The organism is Pseudomonas sp. 10S5 (assembly GCF_035019745.1).
Classification (GTDB): Bacteria; Pseudomonadota; Gammaproteobacteria; order Pseudomonadales; family Pseudomonadaceae; genus Aquipseudomonas.
The window spans coordinates 28,343-46,976 of sequence record NZ_JASJVL010000005.1 but is presented as its reverse complement, the minus strand read 5'-3'; the positions used below and the strand labels follow the sequence as shown (position 1 = coordinate 46,976).

The window sequence follows — 18,634 nt, the reverse complement described above, 5'->3', positions numbered from 1 at the left end:
TGTATGCATGACCATTAATGGCGTTAAGCCATAAATTTTCAAAACAACACAGCCTTGTTTGAGGTCTAGCAGGCAAACCGACTACGTCAAATTCTATAAATTTGTTTTTTTAATTAGTTCAATTAGTTCAATAGGTTGAATGTAAAATCTTTACGCTGTCAAAAAACTGAAATGAAGAAAATCCAGGGTGGATTTTATTTTTTTTAACCCTGCAGAGGGCGTGAGGGAGGAAACGCGAGGGTTGCGAGGGGATCGGTTTTTAGCGGCTGGTCACACGCGCTTACAATACTGCTGCGGCAAATTTGCGTGCGATCCAGGCTTTCTACACTTATGCCAAAAGCCGTGACCTCAATATTGATGACGCCATCTTGGCCTGCCAATTCGAATCGATTCTGGCTTTACTGGACGGTTACGCCATTTGGCTCCAAAGCGGCCGTCGAGCCGACAACCTAGTCGCCCGAATCGGCAAAGCTGAAACCGCACCTTTTCCGCAGATCGATCCGCGCACCCGTGACCAGTACCTGCGGCTGCTGAAGCAGTACCTGTCCTGGTGTGTCACCTGTTACATCCCGCGCGTCCGTCAGAACTCAACTAACTTGGCTAACATCGAGGTTATATTTACAGATGTCGCCGACGTCACTGAACGGCGCTTTGAGAGCCATATCATCAATGCTCGGCCGGACCGCAGTCGTTACCGCAGCCTGACAGATACGCAACTCCAGATCATTCACACACTGATTCGCCCGGGCGACGCAGAGAATCCGTTTCCGGAACGACTGCAGTTGCGCAATTGGCTAATGATTGAATTGCTGCTGGAGACCGGTATCCGTCGCGGAGAGCTTCTGAAGCTCTACACCACGGATATCAACCAGGGTTCTCAGCATGCCTATGTCAGCATCAATGATCGCGAACATGACCCAGGCGACCCGCGCGCTGAAGAGCCCGCGTTGAAAACACACGGGCGGACGGTAGGTATTTCCGCGCAGTTGTATGAGGTCTATGAGCGCTATATCCAGTGCGATCGGCGCCCCATACGTAACGGCAGACCAATGAAAATGCTGTACCGCTATTTGTTCATCTCTGACCGAGGCCGTCCGCTGTCGATCCGCGCGTTGTCTAACGTCCTTGATCGGCTGTTTCTGACCATTGAACTGGCTCATCCGAGACTATTGCCTACACTTTTCGCTCATGACTTTCGCCACACTTTTGCCGACCGCTTTTTGGCTTACCTGGTGGAGAAGCGTGGGCGTGACCTGGAGCGGGCCACGGACGAACTCCGACGAGTCTGCGGCTGGTCTGACACTTCGACGATGCCACGCTGTTATGCAAGTCGTTATCTAGCCAAGTCGGCCAACCTCCACAATGCCCAGGGTGCCTCGGCAGCCTAGAGCCGACTTTAAAGTTAAGGAGGTTCGCCGTGACCAAATCAGCCGATCAAGAACACGCGTCCCCCTCCTCCTCTTTGCCGGCTTACGTATTCAAGGGTCCGGCTCAGGTTGCTATTCGAACTCGCACTAATGACCAGCCAAGGTACGTCGATACTCGATTGAATGTGTGGACATGGTACGACGGTGGAGTTGCACTGAAAATTGATTGGGCCGAACTTGACTTAACTCCAGAGTTTAATGAAATCGCCAAAGGCTTTATGGCATATGCATTAGAGAAGTATGCTCCCCATACAGCGTTCATGTTTGCAAGAACTTTTGTTTATTTATCAAGTGCCAGTCTCGCCCGCCGCTTTCCTTGGGATCGTCAAGATTTAATCGCCCAATTAGAAGGGTTCAAACGCTCCCGGCATAATCTCATTGGTTCCGCAGGCTTTATCCCTGGGGAGTTGATAGAGGGATTAAAGGTTTTGATCTAAATACTTACCTAACGATCAAAGATACAAAGTCAGTACGGATTGACCCGTATGCGCGAATTTTTCTCTCGCAGTCTGGTTTAGACCTTGATGAGCAAGTTCGGTTGCTCAAACGCATCGAACGAGAGGTTTTATCTAACTCTTATGTCGCGTGTTCGCGCGCGCGAGGCTCGCTCTATTTTGTTCCTGATAAACTTCTCAAAGCCTTTAAGCAAGCGAAATGACCTGACCCGCCCATCTAAACGTTTTGTCTATCTGACAGGATCTTTCCATGTACTGGTCAAAGTACCCGCTGCAGCCCTCCCTTACTGACGCATGTATACAGAACCCACACAAAATGAGTGTTCATTGGAACAAAAAAAGGGCCTTACTGACAACCTTAGGTATGACACCACATTGCTAGCCTGCCCGGTCAAGAGGATAGTCCGCCCGGTGCCAACTCCCCGTGCCACAGCGCCTTGAGTTTTTCGATGAACCACAATCCCGCCGGTCCCGGCGGTTGCGACGGCCGATGAAAGGCCGACATGGTCAGAATAAATGTAGCATCCGCGCTTTCATATTCATTTCACGTTAACCTCCAGCTCATGGATGAACATGGTTGAGCGCTTCTATCGAGACATCACGGTGTACTTGCGCGACGGCACCTTCCCTCGGTGCGCAAGTTAGAAAGCCCATTACAACGTTCATGGCATTACGCAATGCTCAGCCGACCCGGTACGTTTGGATCGCAAAGGGAGAGGAGATTTTGAACAAAATCCAACGCGCGCGTGAGGCACTTGAAGCTGCATCCAACAAATACATTATTTCGAGAACGGCAGACTAGCTATTTCTGGGGTGAGCAACGCTCTTCCTGCCAAAAACATAGCGTCTAACTTCCTGCCATCTCATCTTCACCAGCCAATTTGCGTCGCATTGAAAGTTTCTGGTGGGAGAACAAAAGAATGGCTCGTATTCAAAGAAGGAGCTGTAATCCAATGTGTGGGCGTGCATTGCGGATGAATACTGAGGGTTACTTATTAGGTCCTGTTTAACAGCATCTCGATTAGTCCATCTGATAGAACTTGCAAAAGTCGTAGTCCCGTTAATGAAAAGATCGATGTCAGCCTTGTATGCTTCATTTTCCATAAGCTCACGAAGTACTGCGCCTTGATTTGTATGAGCGTTTAATTCAGTGCGCGCTATTTTATGTTCGTTCGCGTATTCCACGGAACTCATGTTGGCTGTCGCCAAGTCATGGCAGTGAGTTAATTCGTGTGCCAGTACACACGCCTTTTGAGGGACAGATAGCCCATGCGCGCCGACCAAGAGGAGGTTGCCACTAATCGCCTGCCCATAAGCCTTCAAAGTCAAATCTTCACGCACTACAACTGCTGCCAAAACAGGGTCAGCCAACATTGCTCCACCAGTCTTGGTAGAGCCCAATGCCTCTAAAGCTTTTACCCAATCTTGCGGGACGTTCAATTAGGTAATCTCCATGTTAAATCAACTAGATTCCGAGTGAAGCACAAACTAGCACCGAATTAGGTGGCCGTCAAAGCAGGCAGAATAGTTGACCGTCTACGCGCCCACACCACCAGCGGCCCAATCTGGGAGCGCGACATGTTGCCTCTGTCCGCCTTTTCTGTAGCAATGCCAATCATCAGGGTCGATCATGATGCAGCATGCCATAGGAAAAATAACCTAGGGCTTGTGCTCTGTCGAGACACTTACGAACCCAAAGCGCTATGAACGTTCACCCACTGTGTCATTGATGAAAGCACCCTACTCAAGATTGAAGACCCACTACTGTCAGGCCTAGCCTATTAAGTTCGGCACACATTCGACGGCATGCGACACAAAGGCACCAGGAAGTGGTACGCAGACGACCCAACCCCTATCTATGGATTCGACTACATTTGACCAACATGATTGTCCAGATGGGCTTATTAGGAGAAGGTCTTGCCTTCATCCTGACCGTGACGAGAAATGACAAAGCGGTAATTTACCAGTTGGTAAAGTACAGTGCTGGATGGCCTCAATGCGATGCTGCCCCTGCGAGCGAGCAAATTTACCAGTCAGTGCTCATGCTCGCTTAATTATGTGGAAATAGCGTTAATGAAAAATCCATTGCAAGGACGAGTTACTTTCTGACGTTGACCCCAGCCAAGAGAAAAACCGAACAGGCCGGTATAATGGATATGCTTCGCCCACTCACTGCGATCAACAATCCTCTCCGTTCTATGGTATTTGAGCGATTCACCGAATGGTCGGATTACCCACTACAAATGGTGACTCAGCCGAAAACAACAGAGTTGCACCGCTTAGCACACATGAAAAGAACGAGGCATGTAGGTAACGACGAATGCAGTTCTTCCAACGCTGGCTCGGAGCCGAGTTATCCTTGCTTCCGCAGCGACTGTTATACTATCTAAATCCAATTCACGATTCTAACGAGTAGATATTGTCACAGCGTGTGCCTCTTGACATGTCCAACGGGAATCTAAAACTGTCACTACACGCGTAATGCTTCCCTTTTGTCATGCGGCAAGTAATAGAAACTGTCGAACTTAGTTGAAGTCGGCGTCCGCGGTGCGCGATATACACTGTACGACGCAAAGTGAAATGATCTGTCTGGCTCGGCTGCAAATCACCCCAATCCCAAGGCGACATATCCAAAGCATCGGCAGCAGACAACGTTTATTTGACCACGTGCGGTTTAAACACTAGGTCTGCCATTTCAGGGCCGCAATAGTACGGTTCAATCCTGATCACTTTAGAATCGCGGAATCCTTTTCCGAAATGCTGAACTTTCCAGTGTCCTAGTACTATGTTTCTAATTGTGGCTTCGTCCCATTTTTGTGGTTGGTTTCTTCATTGGCCCAATCGTGTCCGCGTTTGATTTGAATTGGCTGGACGGATGCACCGGCTACGTTGTGATCAAGCTCTGAATATTTTGCTGCATTTTTGACCGATCGAGCCTCATAGTCGTAGCGCTGGCTCTGCATAAAAAATGAGTCGTGAGCAAAACTGGCTTGCCCCTACCTCGATGAGATCTAACCCGTCAAAAAACACACAATCGCTTGGACACCAGCGCTCCGCATCGAACTGCGGTTAATTAATATCACCCCCAAATAGACCGATATAGCCAGTAAAGGGCATCGAAGCAATTACAAAACCCCGAGTAAAGTCCATAACCGCCTAGCTTCTGGATCCGCCGAGATCAATTCCGAAAGTAATTCCTTTAGGGGTTTGTTACCCCACTCCACTCCCCGTTTGATCAAGTATGGCACCGGGCTGTGAGGCTCCGTTCTGCCCAGATAATCGGCTATAAGCAGTAATTGGCGATAGGCTTCCTCACGACTGCGTGGTTCAGTGAAGACTGCGGTAGTTTCCACAACCGTTTGCTCACTGGTGTTATTCACGATTGCCTGCGATGCTGAGTCTGGAAGGTCAGCCACCACGATCTGAGGCGGGTGCATTGCAATGAACTCCTTGAAAAGTACCGTCAACGACTGCAGAATTTTCTGCAGCAAGACATAAGTAGGTGCAAGTTCCTGTAGTTGAAGGTCGCTCCAGCTTTCCAGCACCGCCAATTGTTTAGTCGCCAGTTGTATCGCGGCTAGGCTGCGTAACCACCACACAAGTGGCGTGCTGCGCACTTGCTCGTTAAATTTGTTTTGTTGGCTTAACGCGAGCCCAGCGGCAACCTTGGCTGCCTTGGTATCGTTCACAGCCACTTGCTTGCGCTGCATCTGCTGCCAATCGAAGAGGCTGAACCCGGCGAAATCACCTTCTCTGTCACCGAGCAACGGAAGTTGAGTGTGCAGCAACTCCCCGTAACGTCGAGCCAACCAGTCCAGCGGAGTGACGCGCCATGACTGGTCGCCGTCCTCCGCTTGAGGGTGCAAATCTTGCGGATAACGCGCGCATAGCTGGCTGACCAACGCGAGTGCATCGGTGATCCCCAGCAGTGCGTCCTTATGCAGCCAAGCCTCGCCCAGCCATACAGCGACCATCAAGTCTTTGCTGCGCTCCAGCAACAACGTGGTGGCGAGTGCTTCTACGCCACTCCAGTCCGCGCGCTTGATATCCGACTTCCACACCCCCGTCGGCAAACTGGTGTCGTCCTCACGTCGCAGATCCCGCAGCCGGTCCAAGTCGGGTTCATAACGCAGGCTCTTGCCACAGGGTAAATCCGCAGTCAACGGTTCGAGCAGTTCGCTGACCCGATCGGTGCAAGGCAGCAAAATACTGCTCATGGATTGCTCCCTGTACCAGCATCAACAATGGCCCGCGGAGCGTACCCGTAGGGCGAACGCGGAGCTTGAACCGGTAACGGCTGGATAGACAGTGGGGCTTTGCCTCCCTGGCTCATGAGCGATAGGCGCACGAACATCAACGTCTGGTTCTCTTCATTCTGCGGCGCATGCACGGGCACTTCCAAACTCAGCGGGAAATCGGTGTAGTCCATATTCGGTTGGCGTTGTGTCGATACGTGCGCCCCCATTAAGCGCAACAAAGACCATGGCCCCTGGTATTGCCATTCAGCTTCGAGTCCGCTTACACGAAGGTCAGCCTGAAGCGGATCGTTAACCGGTTGTTGGGTCCCGCTTTTAGCCCAACGCAGCATCAGGCTGATCGGCTGACCCACGTTCCAATGCAACACTTGCTGCTCTTCGCCGGGGTAGCCAATACCCTGATTGCCGGCGCCCAAAGTCCAGGCAATCACTTGGTCGGCGCCATGTTCACTGTCTCGATCGGTGCGCCAGCGGACCTCCATATCTATCCCCACCAGGCCAGCCTTGTCACGCAGCAACATCGCTCCCAGCCACGGACGAGCCTGCTTCAGGCGTTCGAGAAACTCGTTGGCCGCCAGTCGATCATGAGGAGCACTGCTTTTGAGTCCGTCCTGTGCCTGCGATAAATGGGCGTCGATCAAGCTCAGGAAATGCTGAACCCGAGCGGGATCGGCGTCTTTGGCCCGCAGGTCGGTGGAGAACGGAAAGCGTCCCGCAAGGTATTGATTGAAGTAACCGGCCAAGGCGTTCCAGGCAGCCGAGGCTTGTTGTTGCTGCAACGCTTTGCAGCGTTGGAGGGCGCCTTGTTGCAGGCCAAGCCAGCGCTGGGTCAATTGCCCTGCCGCCGTCGGCGCAGACGCCGACAACAAGATGCTCATACAGCTGCTGTCATCCATGTCATTGAAGTCGCGGCTGAGCAACTGGGTAATTAGCGCCGGAGAACTGGTTGGGTTCTGCGCCTTGTATTTGATCATTTCTTCGTTCATGGAACCAAAGTGATTGACCATTTCAACCTCTCCTAACGGGAGGTTGTGCGTCTGAGTCTGAAGCCATTGCAGTGCCGGTCCGTGCTGTTCGGTAATGGCAGAGATAACCGTGAACTGTTGATCCAGACTGCGCTTGAGATCCTGAGCGTCGGTGGCGCGGAACAATAGCAGACCAAAATTCTTCGACCCGTCCCACTCACTGATATCGGCCCGGTTGCTGAATAACGGCTGCTCCATGATCGAATTATCCGCCATCGTCACATCCGCAAGCGCAACCCGGTTAAGGTAATTCTGCAGGCTGATGGCAAGATCAGGACGACGTAGCTCAATGAATGCTGCGTGCAGCGCCAGCGCCTGATCGGTTCTGACATCGAACACCGGAACGTTTTCCTGGTCGGGCTGGACCACACGACTTCGCAGGCTAAGCACCATGGACTCGGCTGCCGTCTGCTCGGCGGCGCCGAGCATTGCCTGTCGGTAAATGGGCGGAATGCTCGACAAGGCTTCGTGAGCATAAAGCTTGTAGCTGTCGTAATAGCCTAAGGCGACGCTCAAGCTTTCGTTATCCACTTGCTGGATCTGCTCGGATTCAGCAGGGCCCCGTCTGCGTAAGGCCCGCGCCACGAAGTTGCGTTTAAGCAGTAGAGCGACCGCGGTGTGCAGTTCGGTAATGCGATCCTGCAACGCCAACTGCCCCCCGCCGCCCTGCACCAAGAGGTTGCTGCCGGCTGCCCCCTGCGCGATAAACTGAACTTTGAAGCTGTGCTGCATCTCCGCAGCCTGGCTTTCTATTTCTTCCGCCACCAGCGGGCCAAGAAGTTTGCTTTGCTTGGCGCGTTCTATCAACTCAACATATCCCGGCACCAATTCCTGACCCTTGCCGCGACTCCACGTCGAGTTGGTCAGGTCGACCGCTGCCTGTAAATCGTCAATCAGCGTATTTAGGCTTTCCAGCTCTTGAAGGCTGTTTTCCGAATTCGACTCCAAGTGTTGCAAATTCAGCTTGAGAGACTCGGCCGACTTTTCGAAGTTATCCACTCGGAAGTAATGCCCCAACCACCTTTCCAAGAGTTTGGTGAAATGCATGGCAATCAGTTTGCGGTCGGCGGGGGTGCCCATTGGTTCTAACGGCGACAAACTTTTTTCGACTAACAGACGGTTATAAAATGCCACACGATGCAAGGTGCCCACATTGAGGTTCAAGCCTAGCGCGCTGTTGCTTAACGGCACTAAATCGTCCAACGGCGTCCTCTGGTTGGTCATCGCCTGAGTGTATAGCTGGCTTAGGTGTTCCAGATGTATCGACCGTGCCACTATCTCCTCTGCCCGCAGGTAGCTGTGCCATTGAGCGGGATCGTCACCATCTTTACCGGAAAGCCGCCGGGCTTCGGTAATCGCCAGCAGGTCCCTCAGTTCAGCCTTTAGCAAATCATGCAGCGGTTGTCGCATGTGGCTCATAAAAGTGTGTTGCAAGACCAGATCCAGACGATCGTCCAACGATGAAAACCACGACGTCGGATAGACCACAGCTGTGAAATGCCAGCGCGGGGCGTTTTCCAGGACGGACCAAAAGCTCTGCACATTGCGTCGGGTCACATCAAGGCGGTCGGTCTCATCGCTGACCACGCCATAATCTCGCTGGGAATCCTGTAGCAACCGGGACAGCTGATCGGCGTCCGCCACCGAATGGCGCCATACCCACAGCATGACTAACGTCCATAGCACGCCAACGATCACCACTACCACGCCGGCAATACGCTGCCAGCGCTGGCGCAGTTGCAGCAGGCGCGGAACAGGTCGTCCCAGGCCGCGCTCGGCGTTTATCCGGAGGCGCCAAAGTTGCTGCGTAAACACGCTGTGCATAGCGGGTGCATCGAAGGCCGAAAGTGCATCATCCCCCGCTGCCGTCTGGCCTGAGGTACCGGTGAAATACAGCCCGCGAAATACGGCGGCCTCACCTTGGGAGTTGCCCTGAAAAACCGGTTCCAACAGCATTTGCAGATTGCGCCGCAGGCCCTCGAAACCCTCCGGCAGGAAACTCAGGTCATCCGTCAAATGTCCCGACAGTGCGCCGATCTGAATCGAGGCCTCCGACAGAGCTTGAATCACCTGATCAAGGGCGATATCGCTCCACTGCGATTCCCACACAGCATCAGGAGAATATGGCGAGGACCAACCGAGCATCTGTTGCTGGGCATCCTCAGGTAACGCAGCGACCAAGTCCTGAAACCCAGGGACTTCGTTCATGCCGTTGACCACCACATACACCGGCAGGCTTAAGCCCAGACGCTGCAAAAGATCAACGAAGCGCCGCCGTGCGGATAATCCCAATGCCGCAGCCCGATCCGTGTCCAGCAGATCGGCGGCAGACACATTCCAAATCACCGCATCCAACGGTCGGCGCGAACGTATACGCAGGAACAGGCCGAGCAGACTCCACCAGCCGCTACCCTGTAGCTTCATGCCTTCGTCGGGCAAGAACACTGACTGCGGCACAACCAACACCGCGCCTTCAGGATCCGACCACCAACGGCCGAACCAGGCGGGCTTGCCCGCCGGTGAAAGACTCCAACTGGTGCACAACTGCGAGCCTTGAGGCTCATCGCCGACCATCATCAGCCAAGGGGTCTGATAGTGGTCGCGCACACCCTGCTCCTGCTCCATTTGGCGCACGGCAAAATAAAAACTGCGAATCGCCGCACCGCTGCGATTGCGCAGCCACCAGATGCACAACAGCAATATCAGCAACACCAGAATGACGCCGACCACCCAGCCCAGCATGGAGACCGTCATACGCCCTGATCCTCGGCCACGAACGGAATCGCCAGGTCGAGCACTGGCTCCAGTTCTTGGTTGATGTCACGCCAAAACAGATGACCGACGCCGACCAGCAACAACGAAAATGCCAGAATCACCAAGCCAAGCCGCCAGCCATCCGGCAAAGATCTGCGCACCGCCAATTGGCGTGGCGTGACGTCGGCGGGCTCAGACAACAGCCGGCTGACGTTGGCATAGCCGGGGTCACGATGACGGGTGAAGATGAACAGCGCGTGACGCCATTTTTCATGCAGCGCCTGACCGCGCTCGTCGCGCAAGCGCCCATGAAATCCCATGATCAGGCACAGCAAATAGACGTTACCCAGATCGCGGCTAGTCGGCGCCTGCTCGTCGAGCAAGCGCTTGATTTCCAGCGGCAGCCGCTGCCCGGCCTGTCGGCTGGAATACAGCCGCGATTCGAGCGGTTTTTCTTGCCAGACCGTCTGCCCGGGCCAGTCAGCGTACAGCAGGGTTTCATCCACCAGCGCGACAAAAGCGTAGACCATCGCCTTAAGTTGCAACGTGGCGGAATCACCGACGCTGGCAAATGCGTTGCGCCACAATCGACGGGTGATCCGCGTCGAGAGTTCGACGACGCTGTCCACCAGTTTTGCGGTGTCTTCAACGGTTTTGTCCAGCTCTTTCCAGGCGTTCAACCACTCCTGCCAAGCCTGACGAAAAGCGCTACTCAATGGTGCTTCCTGCATCGCGCGTAACCGCGAGACGGCATTCCCTTCAGGCATACAACTTCCTTATCCTACTCAGCGACTTGATGGGTATTGTCGATTAACAGAACAACTTGCCAAGGGCTAACCGCACCACCGGCGACCGGCGAAACGATGTGCAACGGCTGCGCCGGATCGAACCATTGGCCGTTTGCCTGAATGACAAATAACCGGGTGTCGTCGCCGACGCTGTAAGCCACTTGTTCTTGGCGGCTCATGGCCTGATGCGCCAGGCCACTCATGCGTTGACGCGCCAACACCGGGATATGCACACCAGACGCGATAATTGCCCGCCCCAGCCACTCAACCGCAGCCTGTTCCAGAACACCGGCCGGCATGCGCAGGCCGATGACCAGGCGCTGGCGAGGTTGCAGATCCGGCAGTTGAATGGAAAAAACCTGCTCTGCCTGTTCGAAAGGCAGGCTGCGAAAGCCGACCCGCACCTGCTCCAGCGTGCGTTCCAGCCATGTCAGTACTTCGTCATAACCGCGATTCAGATCGAGAAAGTCCAGTGGCGCGTAGGCCGGGACACCCGCAATCGGGTCCAGCGCCGACCAGCAGCCAGCCATGCCAAGCAACAGACCGTGCAGCGCTTGAGGCACCGCGATACGACTGTTGAGCGCACCTTCCACCTCCGGTAACCTGGCCCACAGCGCGGCCGACTGACGGCGAACTTCTGTCGCATCGTCCTGGTTGCCCGCCTGTTGCGCCTGCCGCAAGCGACCGGCAAGAAACATGCATTTTTCCCTGGTTTGCACACACAGGGCTGCGACTCTGCGACCCAATAGGGATTCAGGCAGAATGCGCGGCGTTGGCGCCACAAAAGGCAACTGAACGAAACCGCCGCCTTCTTTGCGCAACCGCAGTAACGGCAAGCAGATAGAGTCAGCGCGGTTGGCTTCAGTAACCAGCCGCGGATTGGGACGCCATACACTGATCGATTCAGGATGTTCGCCACTGGCAAGGTCGGGGATCGCATCGCCAAGCGCCGATTGCAACCGGCCTTTGAGCGGCAGCAATTGCCCGGCCCGCCATAAAGGACTGATCGCCAGGTACACCGTCACGGTCAACGTTGGTGAGACTGCGACATCCTCCACAATATCCAGCTCGACCATTGGCCCGACACCCGCACGAATATTCAATACCAGGCCATCGGGCAATGTAGCGTCCAACGCGAGAACTCGAACCTGCCCGGCAAATAACGCCGAGGGATCAAATTCAACGGACGAAACGCCCCAATACCAAGGGTTGGCCGCGAGGGCGAGATGAGCGGCCATGGCCTCGGCGCGCAAACCCTGCAACTGAAAATGCTGGGGCAGCAACTGCATGCCTTCGTGCCAGCAAACCGCATCAGGTAGCAATCTCATAGATTCCCTTCACATCCGGTGATACGCCTGTCTGGTCTCTGAATTGAGACCTAAAATTCAGTGCGCGTTTTCGTCGAGTAGTGTCATGTCCCGGCTATCGAACTTCAGCCAAATCTTGCGTTCTCCTTCCAATCGCAGCCGATGAGGACCGGGATTGTTGTAGTTGGCAAACACCAAAAGGCCCACGGCCGGTTTGCCGTCCAGAGGAAAAATTCCTGACTCGATCAACTGCCCTGGCACCAACTCCAGGCCCCATACGGAGATGTGCTGACGGAAGTCGCGCTGAAACTGATTGCGCTCAGCAAACCATTGTTTTGCAGTCAAACCTGACAACTGCTTGAGCAACTCCACATCGTTGACCGCGATAAAATCCACAGCGACAGGCGAGTCGTCGTTGGCCTGCAACGCCACGTCCAGGACAAGGCCATCAACGTTTACTTTGGGCGCAAAAAAGAAGCACCCCGAGAGCACGATTATTGTCAGCAGCACTGCAGAGCATTTAAAAAAATTGAACTGTTTTTCGTTCATATTTGTCCAAGGCAAATTTTTTATCTTGCTTTTCAGCGGTCCTGTTATAGCATCCAAGGCAATTCGCCACCACGAGGAATTGAATGGATCGTAGAAAAAGCCGCCCTCGGGTTGGCGGTTCCTACGCTCTGGCAAGGGAATGCGATCAGTGGGAAACCGTTGCCTAGCGCCCGCCTTCTGCAACGGAGTCAGCCACCATGGCCGAGAGTACTCAGCACAAGCTAGACAGGGTTCGCCCTCCTCGTGTTCAGATCACATACGACGTAGAAATCGGTAACGCCATCGAGAAAAAAGAGTTGCCTTTAGTGGTCGGTATCCTCGCCGATCTGTCTGGGAACCCTGTAAGCCCCCTGCCTAAGTTGATTGATCGGCGCTTTATCGAGATCGATCGTGACAACTTCAACGACGTCCTCAAATCAATCGGTCCGCGCACCACGCTTCAGGTCGATAACACCCTCACGGGTGACGGCAGCAAGCTCAACGTTGAATTGAAATTTGAGCACATCGACGACTTCGACCCCATCAATGTGGTCAAGCATGTGGCGCCTCTGAGTCGACTGTTCAAAGCCCGCCAACACCTTCGCGACCTGCTCACCAAGCTCGATGGCAACGACGATTTGGACAAGCTTCTACGCGATGTCGTGGCTAACACCGAAGGCTTGCAAGAGATCAAATCAGCACATCCGGAAAGCGCACCGGTAGCGGCCCCCGACGCCGATGCTTTGGCACCGGCCGAACCGACCGAACCGCAAGCCTGATAGCCAACCCATTCGCGGAGGATAAACCATGGCCGAGTCATCCAGTGCTGAGAGCCAAACCAGCGCAACTACCACTCAAACGTTGACACTGCTCGACCGGATCATCGCCGAAGGGCGCATGGCCCACGATGACAGTCAGCAAGACTATGCCCGGGAAATGCTGGCCGAGTTCGCCACTCAAGTTCTCGATGAAGGCATGGTGGTCAATAAAGACACCGTCGCTATGATCAACGACCGCATCAGCCAGATCGATTCGCTCATTAGCAACCAGCTAAACCAGATCCTTCATCATCCGGATATGCAAAAGCTCGAAGCTTCGTGGCGTGGTCTGCATCAACTGGTTCAGAACACCGAAACCAGTACCCGATTGAAACTGCGTTTGCTCAATGTGTCGCAGAAAGATCTGCAGACTGACCTTGAAAAGGCCGTCGAATTCGACCAGAGCGCGCTGTTCAAGAAAATCTACGAAGAAGAGTACGGCACCTTCGGCGGTCATCCGTTCAGCGTGCTGGTGGGCGACTATACGTTCGGCCGCCATCCGCAGGACATCGGTCTGCTGGAGAAACTGTCCAACGTCGCGGCCGCCGCTCACGCGCCGTTCATTGCAGCAGCCAGCCCGCGTCTGTTCGACATGAGCAGCTTCATGGAAATGGCCGTACCGCGTGATTTGGCGAAGATTTTCGAAAGCCAGGAATTGATCAAGTGGCGTTCGTTCCGCGAAAGCGAAGATTCGCGCTACGTGTCACTGGTTCTGCCCAACTACCTGCTGCGCCTGCCCTACGGCCCGGATACCAATCCTGTTGAAGGCATGAACTTCGTAGAAGACGTCAACGGCACCGACCACAGCAAATACCTGTGGGGCAACGCAGCCTGGGCCCTGTCCCAACGCATCACCGAGGCCTACGCCAAGTTCGGCTGGTGCGCGGCGATTCGGGGTGCTGAAGGTGGTGGCGCGGTGGAAGGTTTGCCCGCGCATACATTCCGCACCAGCTCGGGTGATTTGTCGCTCAAGTGCCCGACCGAAGTGGCGATCACTGACCGTCGTGAGAAAGAACTGAACGACTTGGGCTTCATCTCCCTTTGCCACAAGAAAAATACCGATGTCGCGGTGTTCTTTGGCGGGCAGACCACCAACAAGCCCAAGACGTACAACACCAACGAAGCCAACGCCAACGCTCGAATTTCGGCAATGCTGCCGTACGTGCTGGCCGCATCGCGTTTCGCGCATTACCTGAAAGTGATCATGCGCGACAAGATCGGCAGTTTCATGACCCGTGACAACGTTCAGACCTATCTGAACAACTGGATCGCGGATTACGTGCTGATCAACGACAACGCCCCGCAAGACATCAAGGCCCAGTACCCCTTGCGTGAAGCACGGGTCGATATCACCGAAGTGGCTGGCAAGCCGGGCGCCTATCGGGCCACGGTCTTCCTGCGTCCTCACTTCCAGCTTGAAGAACTGACCGCCTCGATTCGCTTGGTAGCTAATCTGCCGCCACCGGCAGCAGCCTGATATATCCCCCGCAGGCCTGGCCTGCGGGGGCTTCTTGTGAATCTTTCTTTTTTCTAATGGCAGGAGTTCTACGCGATGGATGCAATCATTCTTGATCTGGGCGATGACATCAAAGGCGACAGCATGCTGGAAGGCTTCACCGATAAAATCGAGATCATGTCTTACAGCCACAACGTCGCTATGCAAGTTACCAACGACGTCAGCAACTCCGAGCGTACCTCCGGCAAGCCGCACATCGGCGAGTTCACCCTGACCAAGTTCGTGGACAGCTCCACGCCCAACCTGAACAGCTACTGCTGCGCCGGTAAACCCATCGCGACAGCCACGATCACCATCGGCCGTAACGCCTCCGAAGGCAGTGGCCAGATCATGCCGTTCATTGTCTACACCCTGAGCAACGTAGTGCTGTCAAACGTCAGCGTCAGCGGCGGTTCGGGCGGCAAACCGGTGGAGACCATTTCCTTGAACTTCACCAAGATCAAATGGGAGCTGACTGCGCAAAAAGACGATGGCACCAAAGAAGGCGTTGCAGGCACCAGTTGGGACTTGGCTGCCAACAAAGTTCCAGCTTAAGCCCGGTAATCCATCATGCCCGGTACAGGCATTCGTCCGCCGTTGTTCGAACGCCTAGCTTTCAGCGAGGAGGAATCGCAGCGCCCAAGGTTTCTCGACCGATATGCACTGGCAGAATCGGTCCGCAACGAATTGCTGCGATTGCTTAATACCCGCCGCGCGGCGAGCCCCATGACGTCGCCGCCGACGCTGCTGGATTACGGCATCGCTGATTGGACCGCCATGCAGGCCCAAAACAGTGATGACCGTCGCCGGATGACCAGAGAAATCCGCGCGGCGGTCACTCATTTTGAACCACGCTTGCACCTGCTGGATGTTGACGTCCAGCGCGTACCTGACCAACCACAACGGCTGAGCATTCGGCTCAGCGGTACGATTCGCCATGACAAGCAGCAATGGCCCGTGGCGTTCATTCTTGATAAATCCGCAGCAGGCGTGGAGGTGAATCATGAGCGACTCGATTGATCCGCAACTGCTCGACTATTACCAGCGCGAACTGACCTGGCTGCGCCACGCCGGCAGTGTGTTCGCCGACCGCTACCCTAAAGTTGCCCGCCGCCTGGAACTCTCTCCGGGAGAAAGCCAAGACCCGCATGTCGAACGCCTGCTCGAAGGTTTCGCCTTGCTTGCAGCACGCTTGCAACGCCGTCTCGATGACGATTACGCCGAATTCAGCGACGCCCTACTTGAACAGCTGTACCCACTGGCCATCAGGCCGCTGCCCTCGTGCTCCATTGTTCAGTTCGAACCAGACCCGAGCAAGGGCAACCTTGCCGCTGGCTATCAACTGCCGCGTGATACCCCGCTGTTCGTGACCACGACCAAGGGCGAGAGCATTCACTTTCGCACCAGCGCCGAAGTAACCCTGTGGCCGATTCAGATCAGCGAAGCCCTGGTGCTAAACGCTGAAGAAGCACAAGCCTTGACCGGCGTCGCACAGGCACGTTCGGCCCTGCGGTTGCGTTTGGATTGTCTAGGTGAAACACGGTGGTCCGAACTGAGCATCGCCCAGCTACGCCTGCACTTGAACGCCTCGCCAGTGGTGAATGCCGCGCTCTACGACCTGCTGGGCGCACATGCCATAAAGGTCTTGATTGGAGCGCCAGGCAGCTTGCCGCTGGTTCAGCAGCACGTGCCGAAAATCGTCGGTTTTGCCGCCAACGAAGCGTTGCTTCCCGAGGAAGATGGTGTCCATCCGGGCCTGCGTTTAATCGCTGAATATTTTGCCTTCCCGGAAAAATTCAGCTTCTTTGATATCGCCTTGAGCCCAGAGGACATCGACGGTAACGCGCTGTACTTGTACATCGTTTTCGACCAAGCCCCGCAGAGCCGTCTGCACCTTCAGGCCAGCGACATCGCTTTGGGCTGCACCCCAGCGATCAACCTGTTCCCGCGTACGTCCGAGCCGTTGCGCCCGGATGGCACTCAGAGCGAATACCGCCTGATCGCTGACAGCCATCGGGAAAACAGCGTCGAGATTCATAGTATCTGCGGGATGCGCGCCACCTCCGCTCAAGGCGTACGACAAGTGCCCGCGTATTACGGCAGTCAGCACAACGCTGGCGATAACCACCTGTATTGGCATGCTCGGCGCATCAACGGACTAACACCCAACCGCCTCGGCAGCGATATGTTGCTCAGTGTGGTGGACACCCGTTTCAACCCACTGGCCGACGCGCCGAATTACAGCCTGACCGCAGAACTGTTGTGCACCAACCGTCATTTGGCCCAGAGCTTGAGTGCCGGAACCGCGCTCAGTTTCGAACGGCCAGGACCGATTGCCCGAGCCACATTGATCAACCCGCCTAGCTCACAAAGCTCACCCAAATTGGGGGGCGAATCACGCTGGCAGTTAGTGTCACAGCTGACGCTTAACCACCTGTCATTGGTGGAAGGTCCCAAGGCGCTCGAAGCGCTCAAAGAAATTCTCAGCCTGCACAACCTGCGGGACGAGGCCAGTGCCCGTCGGCAAATAGACGGCTTGTTGCAATTGGGCTGTGAGCGGGTGGTCGCGCAGATTGGCGACGACGCCTGGCGCGGCTGGCGTAATGGGCTTGAGGTCAGCCTGCACCTGGACCCTGAACATTTTGTCGGCAATAGCGCGGTGCTGTTTTCGGCAGTGCTGGCGCAGTTTTTCTCACTCTATGCCACGGCCAACCGCTTTGTGCGCACGGTTCTGGTCGACTCAGGCAAGGAGGTCAAGACGTGGAAACCCCAAGCCGGCATGCCCCTGTCCCTCTAAGCGAACACCTGCGAAGCAACCCGCAAGCCTTTGAATTACTCCAGGCGCTGTTGGTGCTTGAGCGCGAACACCCGCAAGCCGTTCCATTGGGGGGCGGCACTGCGCCACAAGCCGAAGCCATTCGCTTGCGCGGTCCGCTGACACCGGTTTTCGCTTCCAGCCAGATTGAAAGTTTGACCCAGGAAGACGGGCAAAAGGCGGTGCTAACTACCCCGGTGTTTGGTCTCGGCGGTCCCGATGGACCATTACCCTATGCGTTCCAGGAGTGGCTGCAACAACGCGCGCGGGCCAAAGATCATGCGCCCGCCGAATTCCTCGACATGTTTCAGCATCGCTTGCTCAGCCTGCTGTATCGCGTGTTGCGCAAACATCGAGTTGCCGTTGGATTTGCCGTGCCCGCCGCGACGCCAGTACACGCCCAGTTGCGAGCATTGACCGGCCTGTTACCCAAGGCCTTGCAAGAACGCCAAGCCGTGCCGGACGCCGCCGCTTTGGCCCGTAGCGCGCTGTTTGCCGGAGGACGCCGCTCCATCGCTGGTTTCGCGTCCATCGTTCGACAGCACTTCAGTCTGCCGGTGCAGATCAGCGCTTACGAAGGAGCCTGGCGCAGCATTCCTGCGGCCAGTCGCAGTGTTTTGAAACGCGGCGCACGTAACTTGAAACTTGGCAGTACCGCCATCGCGGGCACCTGGGTGTGGGACGAGCACGCAGGCATTCGCTTGACTATCGGACCGCTGCAGGCGGAGCTAGCCAGACGCCTGCTGCCCAACGGCGAGGCGCATCTGTCCTTAGCCAGCCTAGCCGCGCTGTACTTCGGTCCTGATCTGGACTGTGCTTTGACTTTGCTGGTGTCCGGCGCAGAACCAATGGTCCTCGACCGCCACAACCCACCGACACTGAACTGGAACGGCGGCCTGCTGTTTCAACCCAATCAGGATGTGCAGCGCATTGACACGCAGCTGCGCCAAACGGAGATGGCTTGAA

Annotated in this window: 14 protein-coding genes and 1 pseudogene; 9 read left to right on the top strand and 6 right to left on the bottom strand. The window is 55.3% G+C overall.

Features of this window, described 5'->3' with window-relative positions:
• Positions 1-266: 266 nt before the first annotated feature.
• From QN378_RS06560 to QN378_RS06550, 3 genes and pseudogenes are all read left to right on the top strand, one after another.
• Positions 267-1,388, top strand: coding sequence for a site-specific integrase (locus tag QN378_RS06560; protein ID WP_323548393.1), 1,122 nt, complete (start codon positions 267-269; stop codon positions 1,386-1,388).
• A gap of 29 nt (positions 1,389-1,417) precedes the next feature.
• Entirely contained in the window at positions 1,418-1,864 is a 447-nt protein-coding gene (locus QN378_RS06555; protein WP_322203539.1) for a hypothetical protein, read from the top strand.
• A 540-nt stretch (positions 1,865-2,404) separates the two neighbouring features.
• Positions 2,405-2,684, top strand: a pseudogene (locus QN378_RS06550) (IS630 family transposase); the annotation flags it as partial.
• Here the strand turns inward: QN378_RS06550 and QN378_RS06545 are convergent.
• The 6 genes from QN378_RS06545 to QN378_RS06520 form a co-directional block, all read right to left on the bottom strand.
• Positions 2,681-3,322, bottom strand: a complete 642-nt coding sequence (locus tag QN378_RS06545; protein WP_322203537.1) for a hypothetical protein — start codon at positions 3,320-3,322, stop codon at positions 2,681-2,683. The pseudogene QN378_RS06550 and the gene QN378_RS06545 sit on opposite strands and share 4 nt — an antisense overlap.
• Before the next feature lie 1,685 nt (positions 3,323-5,007).
• Positions 5,008-6,099: a type VI secretion system protein TssA gene (gene tssA / locus QN378_RS06540; protein ID WP_322203535.1), complete on the bottom strand. Its 1,092-nt coding sequence runs from the start codon at positions 6,097-6,099 to the stop codon at positions 5,008-5,010.
• The gene (locus tag QN378_RS06535) at positions 6,096-9,917 is read right to left on the bottom strand and encodes a type VI secretion system protein (protein ID WP_322203534.1); all 3,822 of its coding nucleotides are present in this window, start codon (positions 9,915-9,917) and stop codon (positions 6,096-6,098) included. Before QN378_RS06535 ends, tssA begins: the two co-directional genes overlap by 4 nt.
• A complete protein-coding gene (locus tag QN378_RS06530) occupies positions 9,914-10,684 on the bottom strand; it encodes a DotU family type IV/VI secretion system protein (RefSeq protein WP_322203533.1) in 771 nt (256 codons plus the stop codon). The genes QN378_RS06535 and QN378_RS06530 overlap by 4 nt, the downstream gene beginning before the upstream one ends.
• A 14-nt stretch (positions 10,685-10,698) precedes the next feature.
• Positions 10,699-12,033: a type VI secretion system baseplate subunit TssK gene (gene tssK, locus QN378_RS06525; RefSeq protein ID WP_323548379.1), complete on the bottom strand. Its 1,335-nt coding sequence runs from the start codon at positions 12,031-12,033 to the stop codon at positions 10,699-10,701.
• Between the two features lie 57 nt (positions 12,034-12,090).
• Positions 12,091-12,561, bottom strand: coding sequence for a type VI secretion protein (locus QN378_RS06520; RefSeq protein ID WP_323548377.1), 471 nt, complete (start codon positions 12,559-12,561; stop codon positions 12,091-12,093).
• Between the two features lie 197 nt (positions 12,562-12,758).
• Here QN378_RS06520 and tssB point away from each other — a divergent pair, with 197 nt between their 5' ends.
• The 6 genes from tssB (at position 12,759) to tssG (ending at position 18,633) form a co-directional block, all read left to right on the top strand.
• Positions 12,759-13,319 carry a type VI secretion system contractile sheath small subunit gene (tssB, locus tag QN378_RS06515; protein WP_323548376.1) on the top strand — a complete coding sequence of 187 codons (561 nt, stop codon included), beginning with the start codon at positions 12,759-12,761 and terminating at the stop codon, positions 13,317-13,319.
• 28 nt (positions 13,320-13,347) lie between these two features.
• Entirely contained in the window at positions 13,348-14,835 is a 1,488-nt protein-coding gene (tssC, locus tag QN378_RS06510; protein WP_323548374.1) for a type VI secretion system contractile sheath large subunit, read from the top strand.
• A 75-nt stretch (positions 14,836-14,910) separates the two neighbouring features.
• Positions 14,911-15,408, top strand: coding sequence for an Hcp family type VI secretion system effector (locus QN378_RS06505; protein ID WP_322203525.1), 498 nt, complete (start codon positions 14,911-14,913; stop codon positions 15,406-15,408).
• A 15-nt stretch (positions 15,409-15,423) separates the two neighbouring features.
• Positions 15,424-15,873 (top strand): type VI secretion system baseplate subunit TssE, encoded by a 450-nt coding sequence (tssE, locus tag QN378_RS06500; protein WP_322203524.1) that lies wholly within the window; start codon positions 15,424-15,426, stop codon positions 15,871-15,873.
• Positions 15,857-17,650 (top strand): type VI secretion system baseplate subunit TssF, encoded by a 1,794-nt coding sequence (tssF, locus tag QN378_RS06495; protein ID WP_323548372.1) that lies wholly within the window; start codon positions 15,857-15,859, stop codon positions 17,648-17,650. The genes tssE and tssF overlap by 17 nt, the downstream gene beginning before the upstream one ends.
• Complete coding sequence (gene tssG, locus QN378_RS06490) at positions 17,614-18,633, top strand: type VI secretion system baseplate subunit TssG (protein WP_323548371.1); 1,020 nt, start codon at positions 17,614-17,616, stop codon at positions 18,631-18,633. The genes tssF and tssG overlap by 37 nt, the downstream gene beginning before the upstream one ends.
• Position 18,634 lies beyond the last annotated feature (1 nt).